Annotated in this window: 19 protein-coding genes; 5 read left to right on the top strand and 14 right to left on the bottom strand. The window is 73.0% G+C overall.

The features are described from left to right. The gene (locus ACFQGL_RS09915) at positions 1–594 is read left to right on the top strand and encodes a GTP-binding protein (protein ID WP_007455465.1); all 594 of its coding nucleotides are present in this window, start codon (positions 1–3) and stop codon (positions 592–594) included. Between the two features lie 354 nt (positions 595–948). Here ACFQGL_RS09915 and ACFQGL_RS09910 read toward each other — a convergent pair whose 3' ends face one another. Both ACFQGL_RS09910 and ACFQGL_RS09905 read right to left on the bottom strand, forming a co-directional pair. Further along, positions 949–3,348, bottom strand: a complete 2,400-nt coding sequence (locus ACFQGL_RS09910) for a transposase (protein WP_377509554.1) — start codon at positions 3,346–3,348, stop codon at positions 949–951. Between the two features lie 39 nt (positions 3,349–3,387). Beyond that, positions 3,388–4,353 (bottom strand): DNA primase, encoded by a 966-nt coding sequence (locus ACFQGL_RS09905; RefSeq protein WP_377508799.1) that lies wholly within the window; start codon positions 4,351–4,353, stop codon positions 3,388–3,390. A gap of 149 nt (positions 4,354–4,502) precedes the next feature. Here ACFQGL_RS09905 and ACFQGL_RS09900 point away from each other — a divergent pair, with 149 nt between their 5' ends. Further along, on the top strand, positions 4,503–4,844 hold the full coding sequence (locus ACFQGL_RS09900) for a PadR family transcriptional regulator (protein WP_377508797.1): 342 nt from the start codon (positions 4,503–4,505) through the stop codon (positions 4,842–4,844). Between the two features lie 43 nt (positions 4,845–4,887). On the opposite strand, the gene ACFQGL_RS09895 is transcribed toward ACFQGL_RS09900, so the two are convergent. From ACFQGL_RS09895 to deoC, 10 genes are all read right to left on the bottom strand, one after another. Next, complete coding sequence (locus ACFQGL_RS09895; protein ID WP_377508794.1) at positions 4,888–5,562, bottom strand: permease prefix domain 1-containing protein; 675 nt, start codon at positions 5,560–5,562, stop codon at positions 4,888–4,890. A gap of 67 nt (positions 5,563–5,629) precedes the next feature. Continuing rightward, complete coding sequence (gene cydC, locus ACFQGL_RS09890; protein WP_377508791.1) at positions 5,630–7,456, bottom strand: thiol reductant ABC exporter subunit CydC; 1,827 nt, start codon at positions 7,454–7,456, stop codon at positions 5,630–5,632. Beyond that, complete coding sequence (gene cydD, locus ACFQGL_RS09885; RefSeq protein WP_377508788.1) at positions 7,453–9,129, bottom strand: thiol reductant ABC exporter subunit CydD; 1,677 nt, start codon at positions 9,127–9,129, stop codon at positions 7,453–7,455. Before cydD ends, cydC begins: the two co-directional genes overlap by 4 nt. Next, positions 9,126–10,133 (bottom strand): cytochrome d ubiquinol oxidase subunit II, encoded by a 1,008-nt coding sequence (locus ACFQGL_RS09880; protein WP_377508785.1) that lies wholly within the window; start codon positions 10,131–10,133, stop codon positions 9,126–9,128. The genes cydD and ACFQGL_RS09880 overlap by 4 nt, the downstream gene beginning before the upstream one ends. A gap of 10 nt (positions 10,134–10,143) precedes the next feature. Then, positions 10,144–11,394, bottom strand: a complete 1,251-nt coding sequence (locus ACFQGL_RS09875) for a cytochrome ubiquinol oxidase subunit I (RefSeq protein WP_377508782.1) — start codon at positions 11,392–11,394, stop codon at positions 10,144–10,146. A 262-nt stretch (positions 11,395–11,656) separates the two neighbouring features. Continuing rightward, complete coding sequence (locus tag ACFQGL_RS09870) at positions 11,657–12,562, bottom strand: M56 family metallopeptidase (protein ID WP_377508779.1); 906 nt, start codon at positions 12,560–12,562, stop codon at positions 11,657–11,659. Positions 12,563–12,572: 10 nt separating this feature from the next. Next, positions 12,573–13,022: a BlaI/MecI/CopY family transcriptional regulator gene (locus ACFQGL_RS09865; protein WP_377508776.1), complete on the bottom strand. Its 450-nt coding sequence runs from the start codon at positions 13,020–13,022 to the stop codon at positions 12,573–12,575. Between the two features lie 305 nt (positions 13,023–13,327). Then, positions 13,328–14,152, bottom strand: a complete 825-nt coding sequence (locus ACFQGL_RS09860) for an aldehyde dehydrogenase family protein (RefSeq protein ID WP_377508773.1) — start codon at positions 14,150–14,152, stop codon at positions 13,328–13,330. After that, positions 14,145–15,575 (bottom strand): aldehyde dehydrogenase family protein, encoded by a 1,431-nt coding sequence (locus ACFQGL_RS09855; protein WP_377508770.1) that lies wholly within the window; start codon positions 15,573–15,575, stop codon positions 14,145–14,147. The genes ACFQGL_RS09860 and ACFQGL_RS09855 overlap by 8 nt, the downstream gene beginning before the upstream one ends. A gap of 6 nt (positions 15,576–15,581) precedes the next feature. Further along, positions 15,582–16,541, bottom strand: coding sequence for a deoxyribose-phosphate aldolase (deoC, locus tag ACFQGL_RS09850; protein WP_377508767.1), 960 nt, complete (start codon positions 16,539–16,541; stop codon positions 15,582–15,584). A 134-nt stretch (positions 16,542–16,675) separates the two neighbouring features. Here deoC and upp point away from each other — a divergent pair, with 134 nt between their 5' ends. Together upp and ACFQGL_RS09840 are read left to right on the top strand one after the other, a co-directional pair. Beyond that, entirely contained in the window at positions 16,676–17,308 is a 633-nt protein-coding gene (gene upp, locus ACFQGL_RS09845; RefSeq protein WP_377508764.1) for a uracil phosphoribosyltransferase, read from the top strand. A 75-nt stretch (positions 17,309–17,383) separates the two neighbouring features. Then, complete coding sequence (locus ACFQGL_RS09840) at positions 17,384–18,061, top strand: GOLPH3/VPS74 family protein (RefSeq protein WP_377508761.1); 678 nt, start codon at positions 17,384–17,386, stop codon at positions 18,059–18,061. 58 nt (positions 18,062–18,119) lie between these two features. On the opposite strand, the gene ACFQGL_RS09835 is transcribed toward ACFQGL_RS09840, so the two are convergent. Together ACFQGL_RS09835 and ACFQGL_RS09830 are read right to left on the bottom strand one after the other, a co-directional pair. Continuing rightward, positions 18,120–19,787 (bottom strand): phospho-sugar mutase, encoded by a 1,668-nt coding sequence (locus ACFQGL_RS09835; RefSeq protein WP_377508758.1) that lies wholly within the window; start codon positions 19,785–19,787, stop codon positions 18,120–18,122. 48 nt (positions 19,788–19,835) lie between these two features. Further along, positions 19,836–21,893 carry a serine/threonine-protein kinase gene (locus ACFQGL_RS09830; RefSeq protein WP_377508755.1) on the bottom strand — a complete coding sequence of 686 codons (2,058 nt, stop codon included), beginning with the start codon at positions 21,891–21,893 and terminating at the stop codon, positions 19,836–19,838. A 206-nt stretch (positions 21,894–22,099) separates the two neighbouring features. On the opposite strand from ACFQGL_RS09830, the gene ACFQGL_RS09825 reads away from it, so the two are divergent. Continuing rightward, the gene (locus tag ACFQGL_RS09825) at positions 22,100–23,683 is read left to right on the top strand and encodes an acyl-CoA mutase large subunit family protein (RefSeq protein ID WP_377508752.1); all 1,584 of its coding nucleotides are present in this window, start codon (positions 22,100–22,102) and stop codon (positions 23,681–23,683) included. Positions 23,684–24,100 lie beyond the last annotated feature (417 nt).

Raw genomic sequence — 24,100 nt, 5'->3', positions numbered from 1 at the left:
ATGTCGCACCGCCCGCCGAACCCGAGCGGCCGCGTGACGTCGGCGAAGATCGTTATCGCCGGTGGATTCGGCGTCGGTAAGACGACGCTGGTCGGCTCGGTATCGGAGATCACGCCGCTGACCACCGAGGCCATCATGACCTCCGCTGGCGTGGGCGTCGACGACACCCGGCAGGTGCCGGGCAAGACGACGACCACGGTGGCCATGGACTTCGGCCGGATCTCAATCGACCGTGATCTGATCCTGTACCTGTTCGGTACGCCGGGTCAGACCCGATTCTGGTTCATGTGGGACGAACTGGTGCGGGGTGCCATCGGCGCCGTCGTGCTGGTGGACACCCGCCGGCTGGCCGACTGCTTCGCGGCGATCGACTTCTTCGAGCACCGGCGGCTGCCGTACCTGGTGGCCATCAACTGCTTCGACGGGATGCAGTACCACGACCCGCAGGACGTCCGGGACGCGTTGGCGATCTCGAGCGACGTGCCGGTGGTGGCCTGCGACGCCCGTAACCGGGAGTCGACGAAGCACGTGCTGATCTCGCTGGTCGAGTACGTGCTCACCATGCGCCGTACGCGCGCCGTCGCCCCGGCCTGACCGGGCGATAACGCCCGGTGGTGGCCCTGGCCGCCACCGGGCGTTGAATGCTGTCCGGGTTCGCCCGTCCCCGAGCTGAGATCTTGGCAGGACTTGGCACGAGGCGGCCTTCCTCCAAGATCTTTTTTGTGGGGTGTCGAGGGGCCGGCAGCCCCCGCCGCAGCCGCTGCGAGGCTGTCAGCCGGGCCAGCGGAGCATCTCAGGTGGACGGAGTCCGGGGCCGATCGGCAGAACAGCCGGCGACGGGCGTCGCCGGCTGTCCTCGTGCCGATCTGTGGGCCAAACCGCAGCGCTCCCGGCGTCAGTCAGCCGACTGTGCCGGGAACACGTGCGTACGGGACGTCTCGCTGGTGGTCAGGACTGGTAGCCGGCGGACCGGTACTCGTATTCGCGATCGTCGTCGCGGTCTCCGTGGTCGCGGCTGAAGTCCCAGCCACCGGCGGCCTCGCGACCCGGTCGACCACCCACCGCGAACCCGCCGATCTCCTGCCCACGGCGCCAGCCGCGGAAGTAACCGGTGGTGTTCTCCGCGAGACTGGCCGCATCACGCACTATCCTCAGCGGACGCTCCTCGCGCAGCGGGGAACCCGGGACCAGGTTGGCCTGCGGCACCCGCTTCGGCAGCCCGGCCGTCGTCTCGGCGCCCACCGAGGGCCGCGCGGCCTGCTCGGCTGCCTGCCACCCGGTGTCGGCCATGGTCGACCAGTCCAGGTCGGTCTCCTCGGCCTGCCCGACGAACCAGGCCGACTTGGCCTGCGCGAAGATCAGCAGGTCGCCGTCGCCCTCGTCGGCAACCGGCGGTGGCCGGTGCTCGACCGGTGCCGGCCGGCGCTCCAGCGGAGGCAGCGGACGGTGCTCGGTGCGGGCTGCGGGACGGCCATTGCGGGCGGCCTGCTCACGCTCCCGGTCGACCAGCCGCAGCGGCGGCGTCTCCAGGCGGGGGTCGCTGGGCGGGTTGAGCCCCTCGCGCAGCGCCCGGTCGGCCAGCGGCGGGGGCTCCACCAGCCGCAGCATGGGGGGCTCCTGCGGCAGGTCGTCCGCCAGCCACGGCGGGGTGACCCGGTCGCTCCGGCCCGGGTCGGTCGGCGCGTCGATGCCGCGGCCGCCGCCATAGGGATAAGCGACCGGGTTGTTCGCCGAGCTGTCGGCCGGATCCTCCGGGTTGTTGACCAGCGGCCAGTTGGCCCGGGAGCCCGGCGGCGCGGATTCCTGGCCGGGGCGGGGCGTGGGCACCGGAATGCTGAGATCGGTGGCGCTGAACCCGCCGGTGGGCGGCTCCTCGACCGGGCGCTGCAGGTGGCTTGACCGCTCGCCGTTGGTCTTGGGACGGGGCGGGATGACCGTGCGCTGCCGCTCGGCCCGCGCGTTGTTGATCGCGGCGGTGGTCAGCGTCGGACGGAACGGCTCGCCGGCCTCGGCCGGCGGCACGGTGCCGCGCTGCGCCGGTGCGATCGGGGTGATCCCGGGGGGCGGAGGCGGTGGCGACGAGACCGGTCGGTTGGTCGGACCGTCGATCCGGCTCGGGGCGGGCTCGCCGCGCATCGGTGGTGCGGACACCGGCGGGCCGGCGACCGCGGCCGGAGCCATCGGTGCGGGTGCGACCGGCGGCGGCGTGACCGGGGCCGGGGCGACCGGTGGCGGCCCGAGCGGACGGGGCGAGGCCAGCGGGGTGCCGCCGGGCATCGGCTCGGGACGGCTGCGGCGGCCGACGGTGGGCAGGGGCTCGGCGGCGGCCGGGGTCGGCCGGACCGAGCGCAAGCCGTTGGTGCCGGCCAGGCCGGTCAGCTCACCGACCGACTCGCCACGACGGGCGGCGGCCCGTCGGCCAGGGGCCGGGGCGGGCGTGCTGACCCGCGCGCCGAGCGCGCTGACCAGCGCCTCGCATCCGGCGTCACAGGCCCGTACGGAGGCGACGGCCTGTCGGACCGTCTCGGCCACCGCGGAGGTGAGCGCCCGGTTCACCGCGGCGCGGCGGGGGGTCTCGGAGATGGCGACCCGCAGCGCGGTGACCGCCTCGTTGATCTCGTCGGCGTCGGCGACCCCGTCGGCGGCGAGGTGCGCGGCGATGGCGTCCGCAGCGACCGAGACCTCACGGCCCCGGGCGACGGTGCCGCCGAGCATGCCCGGCTCGGGCAGGGCGTCCAGCACCGCCAGGGAGACCGGCTCGGCCGGATCGGGGTACGCGCGCAGCGCCGCCGGGTAGAGCTCGCGCAGCACCTCGCGCAGCGCCACGGCGGCGGAGTGCCGACCGCTGGCCAGCGCGGCGTGCGCGGCGAGCACCTGCTTGAAGCCGGCGAGGTCCCGGGGTGCCGGCAGGGTGACCGCGGAGAGCGCACCCGCCTGAAGCGCGCGGGCCAGGCCGACGGCCCGTCGTTCGGCCGGCGGGGACTGCATCTCCTCCAGGGAGTCGTCGTCGGCGAACCGCTCGGCGAAGTCGTCCACCGAGTCGTCGTCGGCGATGGCCAGGGGCCGACCCGCCGCGCTCAGCAGCGAGGTGACCGTGTGGTCGTCGCTGTCGGCGGCGATGGCCGCGCCGCTCGGCCCGCCCGACCGCTCCACGAGCAGCGCGACGAGCTGGGCGTAACCAGCCGCGTCGTCGCCGATCTCGCAGACATGAAGCAGACGGCCTGCGTCGTCGACCACCGCGGACGTCAGCGTCGAACCGGCCGAGGCCGGCCGGTCAGCCGGATCCGCCGAGGCCAGACCGCAGTACACGCGCACGAGCGCCAAGGCGTCGTCCTCCTCCCGGGACAGGTCTTTCCACTGCCAGCAACTGATGCTCCCCGGTACGGGTCAGTCGCGCCAGTCCACCACCGCAGAGATCTTGCCGACAATGGTGCGCCAACCCAAACTTGCGGTTTGTGCCCCGATTTTCTTGAGCCGTCGCCGACCCATGAATCCGCCGATCCCGCCGTTGACGCTGGCCCGCAGTGCCTCGTCCAGGTCGTCGAGACTGGAACCGGCGGAGAGCATGTCGAGCACCGCAGGCAGCCGCAACGCGTACGAGATGTCGCGCGCGACCTCGCCGGCCTCGATCAGCAGGGTCGAATCCCAGGTGTCGTGCCCGCCGCGCAGGTTCTCCACGACGAGGTCGAGTTCGTAGGTGTCCTCGTCGAGCGGAGCGATGTCGGCCGGCTCTACCCGTTCGGACAATTCATTCCAGCTGTCCAGTTGGGACAGATCGTTGGGCGCGCCGGAACGGATGAAACTGACCAGCGATTCGGGGGTCTTGAACAGCAGCAGCTTGCCCCGGTGGCTGAGGAAGGCCGGCACCTCATCGTCGTCCGCCTCGTCCGCGGCTTCCTCGTCGTCGGCCTCGGCCTCGTCGGTCGCGTCGGCGTCCCGGCCGCGGCGCGAGCGCGACTCCTCGTCGTCGCTGTCGGCGAACTCCTCGGCCAACTCCTCGTCGAGGATGACGACGGTCTCGTCGTCCTCCTCGTCGGTCACCTGGCGGCGAGCGAGGAACGGGTCGTCCTGGTCCCGCTCGGTCACGTCGGTCGGGGTGAGCTCCCCGGCCGGCCGGTACGCGCGCAGCGTGAAGCCGGTGCCGGCGGGCAGGGCGATCTCGACCGGGTCGATCCGCAACTCGTCCCAGAGTGACCGGTCGACGGACGCCGACACTGCGTCGGTGTCCTCGGCCTCGTCGGCCTCATCTGGCTCGGCCGCGCCGGTGGTGTCGTCGAGCTCGGGCTCGTCGGCGTCGGGCCGTTGGGGCGACTGGCGGGCCACGCTGACCTCCGTGTGCTTCGGTTTGCCCACCCGTCGGCGTCTCCGACCGACGAGTGACTCGTGGCACATACCCTAGTCGGCAGCCGGGAACGGTCGGTGCCCGCACCCCGTGGGGGCGTGCCGAGGCAGGTCGGCCTGCCGGTGGCGGACCGGCCGTCCGACAAGTAGCGTAGCTACGTATGAAGGCCCAGGCGCTGCACGGCCACCTCGACGCCCTCCTGCTCGCCGTGCTCGAACAGGGCGCGCTGCACGGGTACGCCATCATCGAGGCACTGCGGGCGCGTAGCGACGGCAGCCTCGATCTGCCCACCGGCACCATCTATCCGGCGCTGCGCCGACTGGAGCGCGCCGGGCACGTGGCGAGCACCTGGAGCACGGTCAACGGACGCGAGCGGCGGACCTACCAGCTCACCGACTCCGGCCGGCGGGCGCTGGCCGGGGAGCGCGACGGTTGGCACGAGTTCCGTACGACGGTCGGTCGGTTCCTCGACCCCGGCAGCCCACCCGCCACCTCGGCCTGAGCGGCACACCGGCCCGGCCCCGGCCCATCGGGGCGGGCGTGGCTCAACGGGCGGTGGCCAGCAGCCAGCCGCGCGCCGCACGGGCCAGCGAGAAGGAGGCGCCGCCGACCAGCACCGCGCCGATGATCATCGGTGGCCAGGTCAGCGCCGCGTCCCAGAGCCCGACCGACCAGCCGAAGAGGAGGCACCCGGCCAGCATGCCGAGGGCCAACAGACCGGTCAGGCCGGCGCCCACGGCGCGCTGCGCGGCGGCCAGGCCCGGCCGGGTGGAACGGGCGCTCGCCGCCACCACCAGCAGACCGACCACCGCGAGCAGCAGCGCGCCGATCCAGATCCAGTCGACCGAGGCGGAGAGCAGCCGGTAGAGGACCGGCGGAGGTGGGCCGGCGCTCCAGCTCGCGCCACGCCAGGTCAGGTCGCCGGCCACCACCAGCACACCGGCCACCGCCAGCATCCGCAGCGAGAGCCCGCGCAGCGCGCCCACCGCCAGCTCGGCCTGCCAGGAGGGGAGGAGCTGCGCCAGCGAGCCGAACTCGGCCACCGCACGACGCTGCGCCTCGGTGGCCGGCACCCCACGCTCGCGGTACGCCTCGACGGTGTCCAGCAGCCCGTGCCGGGCCTCGGTCAGCAGGTCGGACTTGAGCCGCGTCGGCCCCTGCAAACGGGCGGCCAACTCCCGCAGGTGGTCCTCCACCAACACGTCCTCACAGCGCGGCATGGCACCACCCTGCCACGAGTCGAGCGCCCCGACGTCCGGGAGAACCCTGGTCGGTCCCCGAGACCGGTCAGGGGGTGAGCGCCAGGTATCCGCGTTCGGCGGCCGCCTGGAGCAGCCACTGGTCCCGGTACCAGCCGGGGGTGGCGACCAGCTCGGCGTGCCGACCACGCTGGATCACCCGGCCGCCGTCGAGGACGACGATCTCGTCCAGGCCGGCGAGCCCGCTGAGCCGGTGGCTGATCAGCAGCACCGAGTGCCCGGCCGGGGTGGCGGCGAGGGCGGTGGCGAGCACCGCGTCGGCGGCGGCCGGGTCCAGCCCCTCGGTGGGCTCGTCGAGCACCAGCACCGCCGGCGCGGCGAGCAACGCGCGGGCGAGCGCGAGCCGCTGCCGCTGGCCGCCGGAGAGCTGGCCGCCCTCCTCGCCGACCACGGTGTCCCAGCCCGCCGGCTGGGCGCGTACCCAGTCCAGCAGGCCCGCTGCCGCGGTCGCCGCGGTCAGCGCGGCCTCGTCCGCCCCGGCCCGGCCGAGCAGCAGGTTCTCCCGCACCGTGGCGTGGAAGACGTACGCCTCGGCGAGCAGCCCGCCGACCGCGCGGGGCAGCTCCTCCTCGGCGTACGCCGACAGGTCGCGGTCGTTCAGGGTGACCTGGCCGGACTCGGGTTGGACGGTGCCGGTCAGCACGGCGGCCAGCGTGCTCTTGCCGGCACCGCTCGGACCGACCACCGCGATCCGACGTCCCGCCGGCAGGTCGAGGCTCACCTCGTCCAGGGCGGGTGCCGCGCCGGCTCGGTACCGCACGGTCACCCGGGCGAAGCGCAGGTCGTACGGGCCGTCCGGAGTCAGGTTCCCGATGGCGGCCGACGGAGTCGGTGTGCCCACGTCGAGCAGGGCGGCCACCCGGGCCAGGCCGGGCCGCAGCTGGGTCCACTGCCGGGCCGCCGCGACCAGGGCCAGCGTCACCTCGACGGCGGCCAGCGAGCCGACGGCCAGTACGCCGACCAGCACCCCCGGTACGTCGGCGGCCAACGCGGCCAGCACCACCGCGCCGGCGGTCAGCCCGGCGACCAGCACTCCGGCCGCGTCGACCGCGAACCCGGTGGCGGCCAGCCGGCGTTCCAGCCGGGCCAGTCGGCGGGCCCGGTGCTCGGCGACGCGCAGCGCATTGTCGGTCGCGCCGAACGCGGCCAGGTCGGCGGCACCGTGGGTGAGGTCGATCGCGTCGGCGGCAAGTTCTCCGCGCAGCGGGGCCACCTGCGCCGCGCTGCGCCGGGTGACGGCCGTGGCCAGGACGGGCAGCGCCACCCCGGCGATCACCAGCCCGACGGCGAGCGCGCCGGCGGCCGGCAGCGAGATCAGGGCCGCCCCGGTCACCGCCAGCACACCGACCAGGGCCGCCGCCGAGCCCGGCACCAGTACCCGGAGCAGCAGGTCCTGGACGGCCTCCACGTCGGAGACCAGCCGGCTCAGGACGTCCCCCGAGCGGTGCCCGGTCGTGCGACGGGCGGTGAGGGTGGCGAAGACCCGGGCCCGGACGTCAGTGATCATGCGGAGTACCGCGTCGTGCCCGGCGAGCCGTTCGGTGTAGCGGAACACCCCCCGGCTGATCGCCAGCGCGCGCACCGCGACGATCGCCACGGTGAGCCGGTCCAGTGGCGGCCGGCCGGCGGCGCTCATCAACAGCCAGGTCGCGGTGGCCATCAGCGCGAGCCCGGCGAACTCGGTGGCGGTGGCGAGCAGCCCCGCGCCGACCAGCCGGCCCAGGTATGGCCGGGCCAGCCGCAGCACGGCCCGTTCGGCAGTGGGCCGTCCGGCCGAGGGCGGGGTGGTCGCCGGCTCGGGTGCCGCGCCCAGCGCGCCCGGACCGGTGGCCAACGGATCGGGTACCGCGCTCATCGGGTCGCCCTCCCGGTCGGCTCGGGCGTGAGTTCGGTGACCCGGCCGTCCTCGATCCGCAGGATCCGGTCGGCGTCGGCCAGCAGCGCCGGCCGATGCGCGACCAGCAGTGCGGTCCGGCCGGCGACCAGGCGGCGGGTCGCGTCGAGGACGACGGCCTCGGCCGCGGTGTCCAGCCGGGCGGTGGGCTCGTCGAGCAGCACCAGCGGCGCGTCCCGGAGGAACGCCCGAGCCAGCGCCACCCGTTGCCGCTGGCCACTGGAGAGCCCGTGCCCGCGCTCGCCGAGCACCGTCTCCAGCCCGTCCGGCAGCCCGGCCGCCACGTCGGTCAGAGCCGCGGCACGTACCGCGTCGGCGAGCGCGTCAGGTGGGGTGTCCGGCGTACCGAGTCGGATGTTGTCGGCCAGCGAGGTGGCGAAGAGGTGGGCGCGCTGCGGCACCCAGGCGACCTGCCGCCGCCACGCGTCCGGATCGGCGGTGGCGAGGTCGATCCCGTCCACGGTGACCCGGCCGCTGGTCGGGGTGACGAAGCCGAGCAGCAGGCCGAGCAGGGTGCTCTTGCCCGCGCCGCTGGGCCCGATGATCGCGATCCGCTCGCCGGGGCGAATGGTCAGCGTCACGTCGCGAAGCGCGGTGGTCCGCTCGTACGTCACGGTCACCGACTCGAACCGGATCTCCGCCCGCCCGGACGGGGTGGTCGCGCCCTCGGTGACCCGGGGTGCGGCGGGCACCGCCGAGACGGTGAGCGCCTCGTCCAGCGCGGTGAGCCCCTCCATGCTGGCGTGGAAGCGGCTGCCGGCGGCCCGCAGCGGCAGGTACGCCTCCGGGGTGAGCAGGAGCACCAGCAGCGCGGTCTGCAGGGCCAGGCCGCCGCCGAGCAGTCGGATGCCGACCGGCACCGCGACCAGGGCCACCGAGAGGGTGGCGACCAGCTCCAGCACCAGCGCGGAGAGGAACGCGATGCGCAGCGTCTTCATGGTGGCGACCCGGTGCCCGTCGGCCATCCGGCGGACCACCTCGGTCTGTGCCCGGGCCCGGCCGAACGCGCGCAGCGTGGGCAGCCCGGCGACCATGTCGAGGAAGTGCCCGCCCAGCAGGGCGAGCCGGCGCCACTGTCGCTCGGTGGCGGCCTGCGCCTGCCAGCCGAGCAGCGCGCCGAAGACCGGGATCAGCGGCAGGGTCACCGCGATGATCACCGCCGAGCTCCAGTCGGCGAGGACGATCCGGGCCAGCACCGCCAGTGGGACGGTCACGCTGAGCACCAGCTGCGGCAGATAACCCGTGAAGTACGCGTCCAGCGCGTCCAGCCCGCGCCCGGCCAGGGTCGCCAGCTGACCGGCCCGTTGCCCGGCGACCCAGCCCGGCCCGTGCCGGCCCACCGCGCCGAGCAGGTCGGCCCGCAGGGTGGCCTTGACCGTGGCGGCGACCCGCGCCGAGACCGTGCCCTGCGCCCAGACCAGCAGCGAGCGGGCGGCGACGCTGACCACGAGACCGGCCAGCGCCGGTCGGTCCAGCCGGCCGTCCACGGCGGTGGCCAGCACCGCCGCCAGCGCGGTTGCCTGCGCGACGATCAGCCCGGCGGCGAGCACTCCGAGCAGGGCGAGCACGGCAAGATCGCGCCGGGCCGCGGGGACCCGGCGCAGCAGACGCGGGTCGAAGGGACGGCGGTTCACCAGTACACCGGTGCCCTGCCGTCGGTCCGTCCCCGGAAAACCCACCAGCACATCGCCTGGAAGCCTAGTAGGGCCGGAAGCAGCGGCAGCGCCACCCAGCCCAGCAGCCGCAGCGTCGGCGCGCTGGCGGCGGCGTCGGTCACTGTCAGCGAGGCGCTCGCGTCGGTCGTGGACACCAGCACGTAGGGCCACAGGGCCGCGCCGACCAGCACCACCGGCAGCGCCAGGGTCGCGCCGGTGGCGAGCAGAGCCCACCCCGGCCGTCGCCGGACCAGCGCCGCGCGGGCCGCCAGCAGCGCCGCCACCAGCAACACCGGCAGGAGTACGGCCACCGCCGGCCGCTGCACGGCGTCGCGTACCCGGGAGGAGAGCAGGCCCACGACGGTGGCCGCCGCGACGGCGGTGAGCGCCACCGGCACCAACCGGCGGGCGGTCCGCCCGACCACGGCGGCGTCGGCGGCCGGCAGGCGCAGGGTGAGGAACGTCGCACCGTGCACCGCGACCAGGGTGACCATGGCCAGCCCGGCGGCGGCCGCGAACGGGGTGGCCAGGTGCGACACCCCGTCGACGTGCCCGTCGGCCTGCCGGGGTACGCCCTGTAGCAGCGCGGCCAGCAGGACGCCCCAGCCCAGCGCCGCGAGCGCGCTGCCGATGACCACCACCCGGTCCCAGCGGGCGCGGATCCGCTCGTCGGTCGGACGGCTGCGCAGCTGCACTCCCGCGGTAACCAGGATCACCCCGGTCAGCGCGCCGGCGACCGCCGGATAGCAGCCGGAGAGCAGCTCGCCCTCCAGCATCGGGAAGGCGCCGAAGAGGATGCCCATGGCGGCGACCAGCCAGACCTCGTTACCCAGGAAGAACGGGCCGAGCGCGGTGAGCGTGGCCCGCCGCGCGGCCGGTGCGCCGCCCCGGGCGAGCAGCAGCCCGACGCCGTAGTCGTAGCCGGCGAGCACCAGGTAACCGCCGAAGAACAGGCCGAGCAGGGCGTACCAGGCGAGGTCCACGGTGATCTCCTCAGGCGAGAGCGGGTTCGGGGTGTGCCGGCTCGTTCGGCGGTGCCGGCGGCCGACCGAGCGCCGGATCGCCCGCGCCGCGTGCCGCGTGCCGGACGAGCAGCACCCAGTTGGTGACGGCGAGAGTGCCCAGCAGCAGGCTGAAGCCGATCAGCGAGGTGAGCATCAGCGGGGCGCTGACCGGGGAGACCGCCTGCTCGGTGGGGAGCAGCCCGTACGCCACCCAGGGTTGGCGGCCGACCTCCCGGGCGATCCAGCCGAGGATCACCGCGATGAAGGGCAGCGGCAGGGCGAGCAGGACCAGCCAGAGCGGGAAGCGCAGCCGGATGATCCAGTCCCGGAAGAGCAGCGGGAGCAGGAGCCAGACGCAGCCGAGGGTGAAGCCGATCAGGATCATGAAGCCCAGCCCGACGTTGGCCAGCACCGGCGGGGTGTAGTCGCCGGGGCCGAACCGGGCCGTCCACTCGGTGATCAGTGCCTGGGCCTCGGGACCCTGGCCGAACTTGGTCGGCTGCACCGCGCCGACCGGGCCGAACTGGGCGAAGCCGAAGCCCTGCACCAGGGTGATCGCCAGGGCCGAGGTGACCAGCCCGACCCGCAGTGAGGTGCGGAAGAGCGCGTGGTCCGGGGTACGCCGGAGCAGGTGCGCGGCGCTGACGGCCGCCATCAGCATCCCGCCGACCAGCAGGCCGGCCGAGACCACGTGCCCGAACGCCATGCCCAGGCTCGGGTTGGTGAGCAGCGCGCCGAAGTCGGTGAGGTGGGCGATCCCGTCACGCACCTCGTATCCGACCGGGTGTTGCAGCCAGGAGTTGGCCACCATGATCCAGAACGCCGACGCGTACGCGGTGAGCGCCACGCCCCAGAGCAGCGCGAGGTGGACGCCCTTGCGGAGTCGGTGCCAGCCGAAGATCCACATTCCGAGGAAGGTGGATTCCAGGAAGAACGCCACCAGCGTCTCGATGGCCAGCGGTGCGCCGAAGACGTTGCCGACGTAGCGCGACAGGCCACTCCAGTTCAGCCCGAACTGGAACTCCATGACGATGCCGGTGGCGATGCCGAGCACATAGTTGATCACGTAGAGCTGGCCCCAAAACCGGGTCAGGCGCTCCCAGGCCGGGTTGCCGGTGAGCACCCAGGCGGTCTGCATTCCGACCAGCAGGGTGACCAGCCCGAGCGTGACGACCACGAACAGGAAGTGGATCGAGGTCGTGGTGGCGAACTGCAGGCGGGCGAGGAGCAGGGTGTCCATGGCCAGCTCTCCGTAGGTTGGCTCCCTTGTCGTAGCCATCCTACACGTAGCTTGGCTACACGTCGGCTACTACGTGCCGTCGTAGATAAGTCTACGACGGCACGTAGTAGCCGAGGGGTGGGGGTTGGTTCGCGCGCTCGACCCTGGATGTAGTGGCCTCGCGGGCGGAGGGATGCCACTCGAACCAGGATCGAGTGCCTGCGACGCGCGGCACGATGCGTGCGGCACGGTGTGCGCCGTGCGGGAGAGGTTGGGGCGGAGGTCAGCTCAGGAAGAGGGTGACCGGGAGGGCGACCAGGGTGGCGGCGACCGCGAGGGCGGCGGCGCCGAGCATCCGGGGCGGTCGGTCGCTGACCAGTAGGCGCTGTACCCGTACGTCCAGGTCCCGGTCGCCCATGCCCAGCGCGCCGGCCGGCGTGATCCGGTGGCCGGCGGCGGCGAATCGGCGCAGCGCGCCCGCCAGCGGCGCCTCGGCGTGCAGCTCGCGCGCCTTGTCGTCGGCGCGCATCTCGACCAGCAGGGCGACCCGCTCGTGCGCGTCGCGGACCCAACCGAACCAGGGCAACGCTCGGCAGAGCGCGGTGAACGGCAGCAGTACGAGGTCGTGCCGCTCCTCGGCGTGCGCCCGTTCGTGGGTGAGTACGGCGGCCAACTCGGCCCGGTCCAGCAGGCTCAACGTGCCGGCGCTGACCACCACCCGCGGCTTCACCCCCGGCAGGCAGTACGCGGCCGCACTCGGGTGGTCCAGCACCAGCGCGCCGGGCGCGGCCGGATCGTCCCGGGCGACCAGGGTGAGCAGGTCCCGGTGTCGACGCTGTGCGCGTACGGTGCCGTGGATGCTGCGTACGGTCGTGGTGACCAGCACCGCCCCGATGCCGAAGCCCACCCCGACTCCGGCCAGGTGGAAGGCGCCCACGCCGACCGGCAGGGTGCCGTGGCCGAGGTCGGTGGTCAGGGCGAGCAGTGCGCTCCCGGTCGGCAGGTCGTACGCGGTCAACCCGAGCGCCATCGGCAGGCCCATCGCGGAGAGGCCGAGCGCCAGACCGACGGCCTGCCAGCAGATGATCGCCACCCGCGGGCTGCGCCAGGTCCAGGTGGAGCTGGCCAGCACCTGGGCGGTCAGATAGCAGGCCAGCATGGTGGCGGCGAAGTGCACGGCGTATGCCATGGCGCTCGCCCTACCGCTCCGCTGCCTCGCCGGCCGGCCGGCGGCCCGTCGGCCCGTCCACCCGGTCGGTCAGCTCACTCTCGCCCGGCCCGGTCAGCCCGGCCTCGGCGCCCAGGGCGGCACGCAGCACCTCGGCCTCGGTGCCGGTCACCGAATGGGCGAAGCGCACCAGCGCGGCGTCCCGGCTGCCACCCAGGTCGAGCGCGTCGAGCATGAGCTGGGCGATGTGCGCCTCGCGGCTGGCCGCGGGCCGGTACCGCCAGGCCCGACCCTCGCGCTCGCGCTGCACCATGCCCTTGCCGGCGAGCCGGTCCAGCACGGTCATCACCGTGGTGTACGCCAGCTCGCGGCCGTCGAGTGCGTCGGCCACCTCGCGCACGGTCACGCCGTCCGACGTGCCCGGAACCACGTCCCACAGCACGTCCATCACCGCACGCTCAAGATCGCCCAACCGAGTCACCCTGCAATCCTACCCCCGGTAGTAGACCTGCCCGGCCCCACCAGGTCGATCATGAGGTTGACCCGCCCCATGGAGATCGATTCACCCGCCAACTCCATGATCACCGGCGGGGCCGAGGGGGGACCGGGGCGACAGCCGCCGCCGAGATCCGCGCGACGGACCGTCGAGATCTGGCACTGGAACAAGGATGTAGTGGCCTCCGGCGTACCGACGGGCACTACTTCCTTGAAATTGCGCGATCTTGACAGACCCGCGCGGGCCTGGCGTCCGTCCGGGAAACCCCCACAGCCGGCGGGGCTCGAAGCTCACACCCCCTTGGGGTGCCAGACCGTCTTCGTCTCCAGCAGCGCGGTCATCGCCGTGAGGCCCGGGTCGGCGGACCAGTCGTGGTCGGCCGGCAGCGGCCGGAGCACCCGCTTGAGGTTCTCCGCCGCCTTGACCTCCAGGTCGGTGGCGAGCGCGGCGTCGCGTACCCCGCTCAGGTCGATCGCGTTGACGTCCATGTGCGCGGCCAACGTCGGCGCGGTCTCGGTGATCGCGCCGGTGAGGATGTTGACCACACCACCCGGAAGGTCGGACGTCGCCAGCACCTCGGCCAACGTCACCGCCGCCAGCGGCTCGGAGGGGGAGGCCGCCACCACGACCGTGTTGCCGGTGACGATCGCCGGGGCGATCACGCTGACCAGGCCGAGCAGCGCCGGGCGCTCCGGCGCGACCACCGCGACCACGCCGGTCGGCTCGGGCGCGGACAGATTGAAGTACGGGCCGGCGACGGGGTTGGCGCCGCCGTACACCTGGGGGAGCTTGTCGGACCAGCCGGCGTACCAGACCCAGCGGTCCACCGCGGCGTCCACCTCGTCGCCCGGCACGCCGAGGGCGACGAACTGCTCGCGGCGGCCCTCCAGCATCTCGGCGGCCCGGTAGAGGATCTGACCCCGGTTGTACGCGGTCGCCCCGGCCCAGCCCTTCACGGCGGCGCGGGCGGCGACCACCGCGTCCCGGGCGTCCTTGCGGGAGGCCAGTGACACATTCGAGGACTGCACGAGATACGACCGTCCCGACTCGCTGCGCGGGAACTTTCCGCCGATGAAGAGCTTGTACGTCTTGCGTACCGCGACCCGCTCAGACATTGAGGTAGCCCTCCAGCCCGTGCCGGCCGCCCTCGCGACCGTAGCCCGACTCCTTGTAGCCGCCGAACGGCGAGGTGGGGTCGAACTTGTTGAACGTGTTGGCCCAGACCACCCCGGCGCGCAGCCGGTCGGCCATCCAGAGGATCCGGGAACCCTTGTCGGTCCAGATCCCGGCCGACAACCCGTACGGTGTGTTGTTGGCCTTCTCCACGGCCTCGGCCGGGGTACGGAAGGTGAGCACCGACAGCACCGGACCGAAGATCTCCTCGCGGGCGATCCGGTGTGCCTGGGTGACCCCGGTGAAGATGGTCGGCGCGAACCAGAAGCCCCGCTCGGGCAGCTCGCAGGGCGGCGACCAGCGCTCGGCGCCCTCGGCGGCACCGGCGTCGGACAGCTCGCGGATCCGGTCCAGTTGGGCGGACGAGTTGATCGCGCCGATGTCGGTGTTCTTGTCCAGCGGGTCGCCGAGGCGGAGCTGGGCCATCCGGCGCTTCAGCGACTCCAACACCCGGTCGGCGACGTTCTCCTGAACGAGCAGCCGGGAGCCGGCGCAGCACACGTGGCCCTGGTTGAAGAAGATGCCGTTGACGATGCCCTCGACCGCCTGGTCGATCGGCGCGTCGTCGAAGACGATGTTGGCGGCCTTGCCGCCCAGCTCCAGGGTGAGCTTCTTGCGGGTGCCGGCGACGGAGCGGGCGATGGCCCGGCCGACCTCGGTGGAACCGGTGAAGGCGACCTTGTCCACGCCGGGGTGCTCGACCAGCGCGCGGCCGGTGTCGCCGGCGCCGGTGACGATGTTGACCACGCCGGCCGGCAACTCGGCCTGCTGGCAGATCTCGGCGAAGAGCAGCGCGGTCAGCGGAGTGGTCTCGGCCGGCTTCAGCACCACGGTGTTGCCGGCGGCGAGGGCCGGGGCGATCTTCCACGCCAGCATGAGCAGCGGGAAGTTCCAGGGGATGACCTGCGCGGCGACCCCGATCGGCTGCGGGTTCGCACCGAACCCGGCGTGGCCCAGCTTGTCGGCCCAACCGGCGTAGTAGAAGAAGTGCGCGGCGACCAGCGGCAGGTCGACGTCCCGGGATTCCTTGATCGGCTTGCCGTTGTCCAGCGACTCCAGCACGGCCAGCTCGCGGGAACGCTCCTGGATCAGCCGCGCGATCCGGAACAGGTACTTGGCCCGGTCGCGGCCCGGCATCGGACCCCAGACCTTGTCGTACGCCTTGCGGGCCGCGCGTACCGCGCGCTCCACGTCCTCGGCGCCGGCCTCGGCGATCTCGGCCAGCACCTCCTCGGAGGCGGGGTTGATCGACTTGAAGCTGCCGCCGTCGACGGGGTCGACGAACTCCCCACCGATATACAGCCCAAAGGCGCTTTTGATGTCCACCACCGAGCGGGACTCGGGGGCGGGTGCGTATTCGAACATCGGCTATCAGTCCAGGGTGAAGTAGTCGGGACCGGAGTAGACGCCGGTCGTCAGCTTGGTGCGCTGCATCAGCAGGTCGTTGAGCAGGCTGGACGCGCCGAAGCGGAACCAGTCCGGGTCGAGCCAGTCCGCGCCGACGGTCTCGTTGACCATCACCAGGTACTTGATCGCGTCCTTGGTGGTCTTGATGCCGCCGGCCGGCTTCACGCCCACCTGCCGCCCGGTGGCGGCGCGGAAGTCGCGGACCGCCTCCAGCATCACCAGGGTCACCGGCAGCGTCGCGGCGACCGGGACCTTCCCGGTGGAGGTCTTGATGAAGTCACCGCCGGCCAGCATGGCCAGCCAGGACGCTCGGCGCACGTTGTCGTAGGTGGCCAGCTCGCCGGTCTCCAGGATGACCTTCAGGTGGGCGTCGCCGCAGGCCTGCTTGGTGGCCACGATCTCGTCGTAGACCTCCTTGTAACGGCCGGCCAGGAAGGCACCCCGGTTGATCACCATGTCGATCTCGTCGGCGCCGGCCGCGACGGCGGCCCGGGTGTCGGCGAGCTTGATCTCCAGCGGCGCCTGACCCGACGGGAAGGCCGTCGCCACGCTGGCCAGGTGTACGCCGCTTCCGCGCAGCACCTCGGCGACGTACGGAACCATCGCCGGGTAGACGCAGACCGCGCCGACGTGCGGGCAGGACAGGTCGGCCGGATCCGGGCGCAGCGCCTTCGCGGCCAGCGCGCGGACCTTGCCCGGGGTGTCCGCCCCCTCCAGGGTGGTCAGGTCGACCATCCGGATCGCCAGGTCGATCGCCTGGGCCTTGGCAGTGGTCTTGATGGAGCGGGTGCCGAGCTGTGCCGCCCGCTGCTCCGCGCCGACCTGGTCCACGCCCGGTAGGCCGTGCAGGAAGGTCCGCAGAGCGGTCTCGGATCGTCCCAGCTCGGAGAGCTCCGACCGGGCCGACGTCGCTGTCGCCGTCATGCCCCGAAGTCTACGCACCGGCAAGCTGAGTGATCTTGCTCACGTGACCCCGAACGGCGACTCCACGTGAGCGGCGTCGCTGGTCCGGCCGCACCCGCACCGCCGCGCCGGACGGACCGGTAGGTTGAGCGATCGTGGACGTACACGTCATTGACCACCCGCTGGCCCAGTCCCGGCTGACCGCCATGCGGGACGCGCGCACCGATTCCTCGACGTTTCGGGCCGCGCTGCACGAACTGACCACCATGCTGGTGTACGAGGCGGCGCGCTCCTTCCCCGTCGAGCGGTACCCGGTGCAGACGCCGGTCACCGGCACCGAGGGCACCCGGCTGGCCAACCCGCCGCTGCTGGTGCCGGTGCTGCGGGCCGGCCTGGGCATGGCGGACGCCGCGCTCGGCCTGCTGCCCGAGTCCTCGATGGGCTTCGTCGGCCTGGCCCGCGACGAGGAGACCTACGAGCCGCGCGCGTACATGGAGTCGCTGCCCCGGGAGCTGTCCGGCCTGCCGGTGCTGGTGCTCGACCCGATGCTCGCCACCGGCGGCTCGTTGGAGCACTGCTGCCGCTTGCTGGCCGACCGGGGCTGCACCGACATCACCGTGCTCTGCGTGCTCGCCGCGCCGGTCGGCATCGAGCGGCTGGAACGCTCCGGCCTGCCGTTGCGACTGGTCACCGCCGCGATCGACGAGGGTCTGAACGACCGGATGTTCATCGTCCCCGGGCTCGGCGACGCCGGCGACCGCCAGTTCGGCGGCATGCCCCGGTTCTGAGTCAGCACCGGAGTCGACGTCGAGTCCGGGCGGGTCCGCGCACGAGGGTGCGTGGACCCGCTACCGTCTCCGGCCATGACTGGTGTTGCGCTCGCCGAAGAGCTGCTCCTGCTCGCGTACGACGACACGACCGGCAAGGCGACCATGCCGCGGATCAGCCTGGACCTGGGCATGGCCGCGGCGGTGCTGGTCGAGCTGGCCCTGGCCGGCCGGCTCGCGTACACCGACGGGTCCTTGACGGTGGTCGACCCGACGCCCACCGGCGAGCCGGTCACCGACGAGGTGCTCGGCCGGATCGCCGCCGACACCCCGCACACGCCGGCGTCCTGGGTGCAGCGGCTGCGGCACGGCCTACGCGACCGGATCCTCGGTGACCTGTGCCGGCAGGGTGTGGTCCAGGACGTGGACGAGACCGAGCTGGGCTTCATCCACGTCCACCGCTACCCGGTGGTGGACGCCTCCGTCGAGGCGGACACCCGGCAGCGACTGGCCGAGGCGCTGACCGGCGCGGCGGCACCGGACGAGCGGACCGCCGCGCTGGCCACCCTGGTCGCGGTGCTGCGGATGGAGTCCGCGCTCGGCGTCAGCGGCGAGGCCGCCGCCGACGCCCGCCGCAGCCTGGAGGAGATCGCCACCGGCGCCGGGTTCTCCGGCCAGGTGAGCACCGACGACTCGGTGGTCCGCCCCTCGGTCGGCCTGGTGGTCGCCGCCCTTGGCCGGGCCGTCGACCAAGCTCTCGGCCCCCGCCGCTGAAGTGCAAGGAAGGGTCCCTTGTTATGCACCAGGCGGTAACAAGGGACCCTTCCTTTCACTAAAGCCCGAGGGCGGCGGCGATCTCGGTGCGGAGCTGCGCGATCGCCGCCGCGGCGCGGGCGCGGGCGGCGGCGACATCGCCGTCGGGCACCGGCTCGACCACCTCCAGGTACGCCTTGAGCTTCGGCTCGGTGCCGGAGGGGCGGATCACCACCCGGCTGGACGCGGTACGCAGGATCACCACGTCCGACTCGGGAAGCAGGTCCTGGGTGCTGTCGACCGGCTGACCCAGCAGCGTGGTCGGAGTGGCCGCCCGGATCCGGGCCATCGCGTCGGCGATCACCCGTAGGTCGTCGACCCGGGCGGAGAGCTGGTCGGTGTGGTGTACGCCGAACTCGGCGGCCAGTTCGTCCAGCCGATCGGTCAGCGTGCGCCCCTGCGCCTTGAGGCCGGCGGCCAGCTCGGCCACGGTCAACGCGGCGGTGATCCCGTCCTTGTCCCGCACGTGCTCCGGCGCGACGCAGTACCCCAGCGCCTCCTCGTAGCCGAAGACCAGCGGGGCGCTTCCGCCGCCGGCCCGGACGATCCACTTGAACCCGGTCAGCGTCTCGTCGTAGGGCAGGCCCCGGGCCGCGCACATCGCCCGCAGCAGCGACGACGAGACGATGGTGGTGGCGTAGAGGCCGGTCACGCCGCGACGCATCAGGTGGTCGGCGAGCAGCGCGCCGACCTCGTCGCCCCGCAGCATCCGCCAACCCGTCGTGTCGTCGCGGACCACGACAGCACAGCGGTCCGCGTCCGGGTCGTTGGCGATGGCCAGGTCCGCGCCGGTGGAGTCGGCCAGCGCGATCAGCCGGTCCACCGCCCCCGGCTCCTCCGGGTTGGGGAACGAGACGGTGGGGAACGCCGGGTCCGGCTCGGCCTGCTCGGGCACCACGCCGGGGACGGGGAAGCCGGCCCGGGCGAAGGCGGCGGTGAGCACCGCGGCACCCACACCGTGCAGTGGGGTGTACGCCACGGTCAGGTCCCGGGACCCCTCCGGCGCGATCACGGCGGTGGCCCGCTCGACGTACGAGGCGACCAGGTCCTCACCGAGCACCTGACCGGGCTGGCCCAGCGGCACCTGAGCCAACGGACCGACCGCCCGGATGGCGGCCTCGATGCCGGCGTCAGCCGGCGGCACGATCTGCGCGCCCGCGCCCAGCTCGCCACCCAGCTCGGCGCCCAGGTAGACCTTGTAGCCGTTGTCCTGTGGCGGGTTGTGGCTGGCCGTGACCATCACTCCGGCCACCGCGCCGAGCTGGCGCACCGCGTACGCCAGCACCGGAGTGGGCAGCGGGTGGGGCAACAGCAGCGCCGGCCGACCGGCCCCGGTGGCCACCTGGGCGGTCCGCTCGGCGAACTGGCGGGAGCCGTGCCGGGCGTCGTACCCGATCACCAGCGGGCCGGTGCCGCCCTGAGCGGCGAGCCAGCCGACCAGACCGGCGGCGGCCTGGGTGACCACGGCGAGGTTCATTCCGTTCGGGCCAGCGCGCAGCGGGCCGCGCAGGCCCGCGGTGCCGAAGGTCAATGGCCCGGCGAACCGGTCGGCCAGCTCGGCGGCGGTCGCCGGCAGCCCGTCGAGCACCGCCGTCAGCTCGTCGCGGCTGGCCGGGTCGGGGTCGTCCGCCAGCCAACGCCGGGCTTGCTCGCGAATGTCGTCGATCTCAGTGGTGTCCGCCGCCATGCCTCTTGATAGCACGGCGGCGGATCACCCCTGTCGGTTCCCTCCGGCTCAGCCGTTCCCGGTGAGCTGGAACGTCTTCACCATCTCGTCGAAGATCGGCTTGCTCTCGCCGAACTTGGCCTCGGTGGCGGAGAGGTAGAACGAGTACGACTTGCCGTCCTTGACCACCGCACGCCACACCCCGTGCCGCATGTCGCCACCGGTGCCGCAGGTGTACTCGAACTCGATGCCCGGGCTGCCCGCCGACTCCTGCTCGGCGATGGCCACCTGCTCGTACGGCTTCTTGCAGGTCGTGCTCTTGGTACGGAGGAAGTTCTGCGCGCTCTCCGCCCAGCGGGTGGGCGTCCCGGTCCACTTCTCGGTGAGGATGCGGATCTTGCGGCCGTCGTCCTCGGGGTCGATGTAGTCGATGTAGCTGGTGCCGGTGGCCTTCTTCCAGCCCTTCGGCACCATCACCTGCACGCCCCGGGCGGAGTGTTCCTGCATCTCCAGGGCCGGGCCGGCCGGGGCGGACGGGCTGGTTTGGGCCTGCGGAGCGTTCGAGGCGGGGTCGTCACCGCCGCTGGACAGCGCCACGATGCTGAGCAGCAGCACCAGCGCCAGCCCTCCGGCCGCGGCGAGCTGCACCTTGCGCGGCCACCCCTTGACCGTGGTGACCAGTTGGCCCCCGGTGGCGCGGACCTTGTCCAGGGCGCTGCCGCCCGACCTGGCGGGCGGTGTGGCCCAAGGCTGGCCGGTGCCCGGCACCGACCACTGGTTGCCGCCGCCGTAGGTGCCGCCGATGCGTTGGGTGGCCTCCGGCGCACCGCCGTAGCCGACCTGCTGGGTGGCCTCGGGCCGGTTGCCGTAGCTGACCCGCTGGGTGGCGTCCGGGTGCCCGCCGACGTCCACCCGCTGGGTGGCGTCCGCGTTGCCGTAGGTGCGTCCGCCGGCGGGTCGGCCGGTCGCGGTCATCGCGCCGGTGGGCGTGTGCAGCGGGCCGGCGAGCGCGTCCGCGCTGGTGACGTCGAGCCCGGCACCGGCCCCGGCGGGCGGCGGCGGGCGTTCGCCCCGGCGCAGTGCGGCCAACCGGTCGGTCAGCGACTCACCCGGGGCCAGCATCGCCCGGCCGCCGATCTGGTTGTCGGCCTTCGGCTCCGGCTGGGCCGGCGGGGGTACGGGTGCCGGGCGCTGCTGCACCGGCACCACGGCGTACGGGTCGGTGACCGAGTGCACGGCCGTGGCGGTGCTGCCCAGCGGGCCGGCGAGCAGCTCGCGCAGCATGGCCCGGGAGGTGTGCACGTCCAGCCGGCGGGCCGGGTCCTTCTCCAGCAGACCCATCAGCACCCGGGTGAGCGGGCCACTGCGCTGCGGCGGGGCCGGCGGGTCCTCCACGACGGCGTGCATGGTCTCGATCGGGTCGCCCTTGTCGAACGGCGGGCGCCCCTCCACCGCCGTGTAGAGCGTCACGCCCAGCGAGAAGAGGTCGCTCGGCGGGCCGAACTCCTGCCCCATGGCCCGTTCCGGCGAGATGAAGTGCGGCGAGCCCAGCACCATGCCGGGCGTGGTGAGCTGCACGTCGGTCGGCATCCGGGCGACACCGAAGTCGGTCAGCACGCAGCGGCCGTCACTGCAGATGAGCACGTTGGCGGGCTTGACGTCGCGGTGCAGCACGCCGATCGCGTGCGCCACCTCGAGAGCGCCGAGCAGCGCGATGCCGATCTTGGCCACCGCGCGCGGGGCCACCGGCCCGTCCTCGATCACCATGTCGGCGAGGCTGCGGGCGTCCAGCAGCTCCATGACGATCCACGGCCGGCCGGCCTCGGTGACCACGTCGTACACCTGCACCACGGCGGGGTGCTGGATCGCGGCCGCGGCGCGGGCCTCACGCAGGGTGCGTTCGTACATGGCGTCGCGGTCGCTGGGGGCCAGCCCCGGGGGCAGGACGACCTCCTTCACCGCCACGTCCCGGCGAAGCAGGGTGTCGGTGGCGCGCCACACCGTACCCATTCCGCCGTTGCCCACCGCGGACCGCAGCGAGTACCGGTCACCGATGGTGGTGCCGGGTGCCGCGCGTCCGTTGGCGGGACTGACTGGTCCGCCGCTCCACGTCGGGATCTGAGTCACAGAAAAGCCACCGGGGGAAATCGAGGGGGGCTGGGACACAACCCCCCTATCTTGCTGGTTCCGACGCCCGATGCGAAAGCCGACGCGACGGACGTTTATCGAAGTCGACAGAACGTGGTCGATCGTTCACCTCTTGTCGACCGGTCGGGACGCACTGTGCGGTATCCCTCACCCGACGGAACGCCCGAGCGTCCTACCATCCGGGGATGAACGAACGGCGGTCAAGCGAGTCCGGTTTCCCGATCAAGGGCGTCTACACGGCGGCCGACCTTCCGGAGGACCTGGACTCCCGGCTGGGCGGCCCCGGCGAGTTCCCGTACACCCGGGGGGTCTACCCCACGATGTACACCTCCCGCCCGTGGACCATGCGCCAGTACGCCGGCTTCGGCACCGCCGTCGAGTCCAACGCCCGCTACCACCAGCTCCTGCGGGCGGGCACGATGGGCCTCTCGGTCGCCTTCGACCTGCCGACCCAGATGGGCTACGACTCGGACGACCCGATCGCGCACGGCGAGGTCGGCAAGGTCGGCGTGGCCATCGACTCCATCGAGGACATGCGGCTGCTCTTCGCCGACATTCCGCTGGACAAGGTCTCCACCTCGATGACCATCAACGCGCCCGGGTCGGTGCTGCTGCTGCTCTACCAGCTCGTCGCCGAGGAGAACGGCGTCCCGGGCTCGGCGCTGAACGGCACCATCCAGAACGACATCCTCAAGGAGTACATCGCTCGCGGGACGTACATCTACCCGCCGAAGCCGTCGCTGCGCCTGGTGGCCGACACGTTCGCGTACTGCCGCAAGGAGGTGCCGAAGTGGAACACCATCTCCATCTCCGGCTACCACATGGCCGAGGCCGGCGCGACGCCCGCGCAGGAGGTCGCGTTCACCCTGGCCAACGGTGTGGAGTACGTCCGAGCCGCGCTGGCCGCCGGGCTCGCGGTGGACGATTTCGCGCCTCGGCTGTCGTTCTTCTTCGTGGCCCGCACGACGCTGCTGGAGGAAGTGGCGAAGTTCCGTGCCGCCCGGCGGATCTGGGCCCGGCTGATGCGCGACGACTTCGGGGCCAAGGACCCGAAGTCGCTGATGCTGCGCTTCCACACCCAGACCGCCGGCGTGCAGCTCACCGCCCAGCAGCCGGAGGTGAACCTGGTCCGGGTGGCGGTGCAGGGGCTCGGCGCGGTGCTCGGCGGTACGCAGTCGCTGCACACCAACAGCTTCGACGAGGCGATCGCACTGCCCACCGAGAAGGCGGCCCGGCTCGCGCTGCGTACGCAGCAGGTGCTGGCGTACGAGACCGACCTCACCGCCACCGTCGACCCGTTCGCCGGCTCGTACGTGGTGGAGGCGATGACCGATGAACTCGAGGCCGCCGCCGTCGAGCTGATGGAGCGGGTGGCCGACCACGGCTCGGCGGTGGACGCGATCGAGGCCGGGTTCCAGAAGCGGGAGATCGAGCAGTCCGCGTACCGGATCGCCCAGGAGATCGACTCGGGCGAGCGGGTGGTGGTCGGGCTCAACCGGTTCGCCGTGGACGAGGAGGAGCCGTACGAGCCGCTGCGGGTCGACCCGACGATCGAGGCGGCCCAGGCCGAGCGGCTGGCCCGGCTGCGCGCCGAGCGGGACGCCGACGCGGTGTCGCGAGCCCTCACCGCGCTGCGGTCCGCCGCCGACGGTTCGGAGAACGTGCTGTACCCGATGAAGGAGGCGCTGCGGGCCCGGGCCACGGTCGGCGAGGTCTGCGGGACGCTGCGCGAGGCGTGGGGGCTGTACCGGCCCACCGACCGGTTCTGAGTGCCGCCGGGGTATGCCGAACAGGTTTGGGGGTACCCCGACCGGGTGACCGGGAACGCACACCGTGTGCGGTCGCGGGAGGCGGGCGCGTGTGAGCGTCTTTATCCGGCTCGTTGCGGAGCGTGGTCGGCTTATTGTCGGACTGTTAGTTCACCACCCCGACTAATGCGACAATTCGCAACAGGGCCCCGCGACCGGGCGCCGGGACTCGCGACCGCCATGATCGGTTACGCGTTGTAGGAGGTGAGGGGCAGTTGACGGCGTTCGACCGCGATCTACCTGCTGTCCCGCAGATCTCCGAGCGCTCCCAGCAGGGCATACGTGACGCTACGCGCTCTGATCATCACCGTAACGAGGTTGCGCAGCGTCACCGCCGGAGGTCTAGGCTGTCTGCTGTCCCCGATGATCCATCCATCT

It is taken from the genome of Micromonospora vulcania (genome assembly GCF_042658605.1).
Classification (GTDB): Bacteria; Actinomycetota; Actinomycetes; order Mycobacteriales; family Micromonosporaceae; genus Micromonospora; species Micromonospora vulcania.
The sequence above is the reverse complement of the archived record's forward strand: the minus strand, read 5'-3'. Positions and strand labels throughout refer to the sequence as shown.

Coding starts and splice junctions, on each gene's coding strand:
- ACFQGL_RS09835 (WP_377508758.1), bottom strand. CDS start 19,787: ATGGCGGCGGACACCACTGAGATCGACGACATTCGCGAGCAAGCCCGG.
- ACFQGL_RS09855 (WP_377508770.1), bottom strand. CDS start 15,575: ATGTTCGAATACGCACCCGCCCCCGAGTCCCGCTCGGTGGTGGACATC.
- ACFQGL_RS09915 (WP_007455465.1), top strand. CDS start 1: ATGTCGCACCGCCCGCCGAACCCGAGCGGCCGCGTGACGTCGGCGAAG.
- ACFQGL_RS09840 (WP_377508761.1), top strand. CDS start 17,384: ATGACTGGTGTTGCGCTCGCCGAAGAGCTGCTCCTGCTCGCGTACGAC.
- ACFQGL_RS09895 (WP_377508794.1), bottom strand. CDS start 5,562: ATGCCGCGCTGTGAGGACGTGTTGGTGGAGGACCACCTGCGGGAGTTG.
- ACFQGL_RS09870 (WP_377508779.1), bottom strand. CDS start 12,562: ATGGCATACGCCGTGCACTTCGCCGCCACCATGCTGGCCTGCTATCTG.
- cydC (WP_377508791.1), bottom strand. CDS start 7,456: ATGAGCGCGGTACCCGATCCGTTGGCCACCGGTCCGGGCGCGCTGGGC.
- ACFQGL_RS09900 (WP_377508797.1), top strand. CDS start 4,503: ATGAAGGCCCAGGCGCTGCACGGCCACCTCGACGCCCTCCTGCTCGCC.
- deoC (WP_377508767.1), bottom strand. CDS start 16,541: ATGACGGCGACAGCGACGTCGGCCCGGTCGGAGCTCTCCGAGCTGGGA.
- ACFQGL_RS09860 (WP_377508773.1), bottom strand. CDS start 14,152: ATGTCTGAGCGGGTCGCGGTACGCAAGACGTACAAGCTCTTCATCGGC.
- ACFQGL_RS09825 (WP_377508752.1), top strand. CDS start 22,100: ATGAACGAACGGCGGTCAAGCGAGTCCGGTTTCCCGATCAAGGGCGTC.
- ACFQGL_RS09875 (WP_377508782.1), bottom strand. CDS start 11,394: ATGGACACCCTGCTCCTCGCCCGCCTGCAGTTCGCCACCACGACCTCG.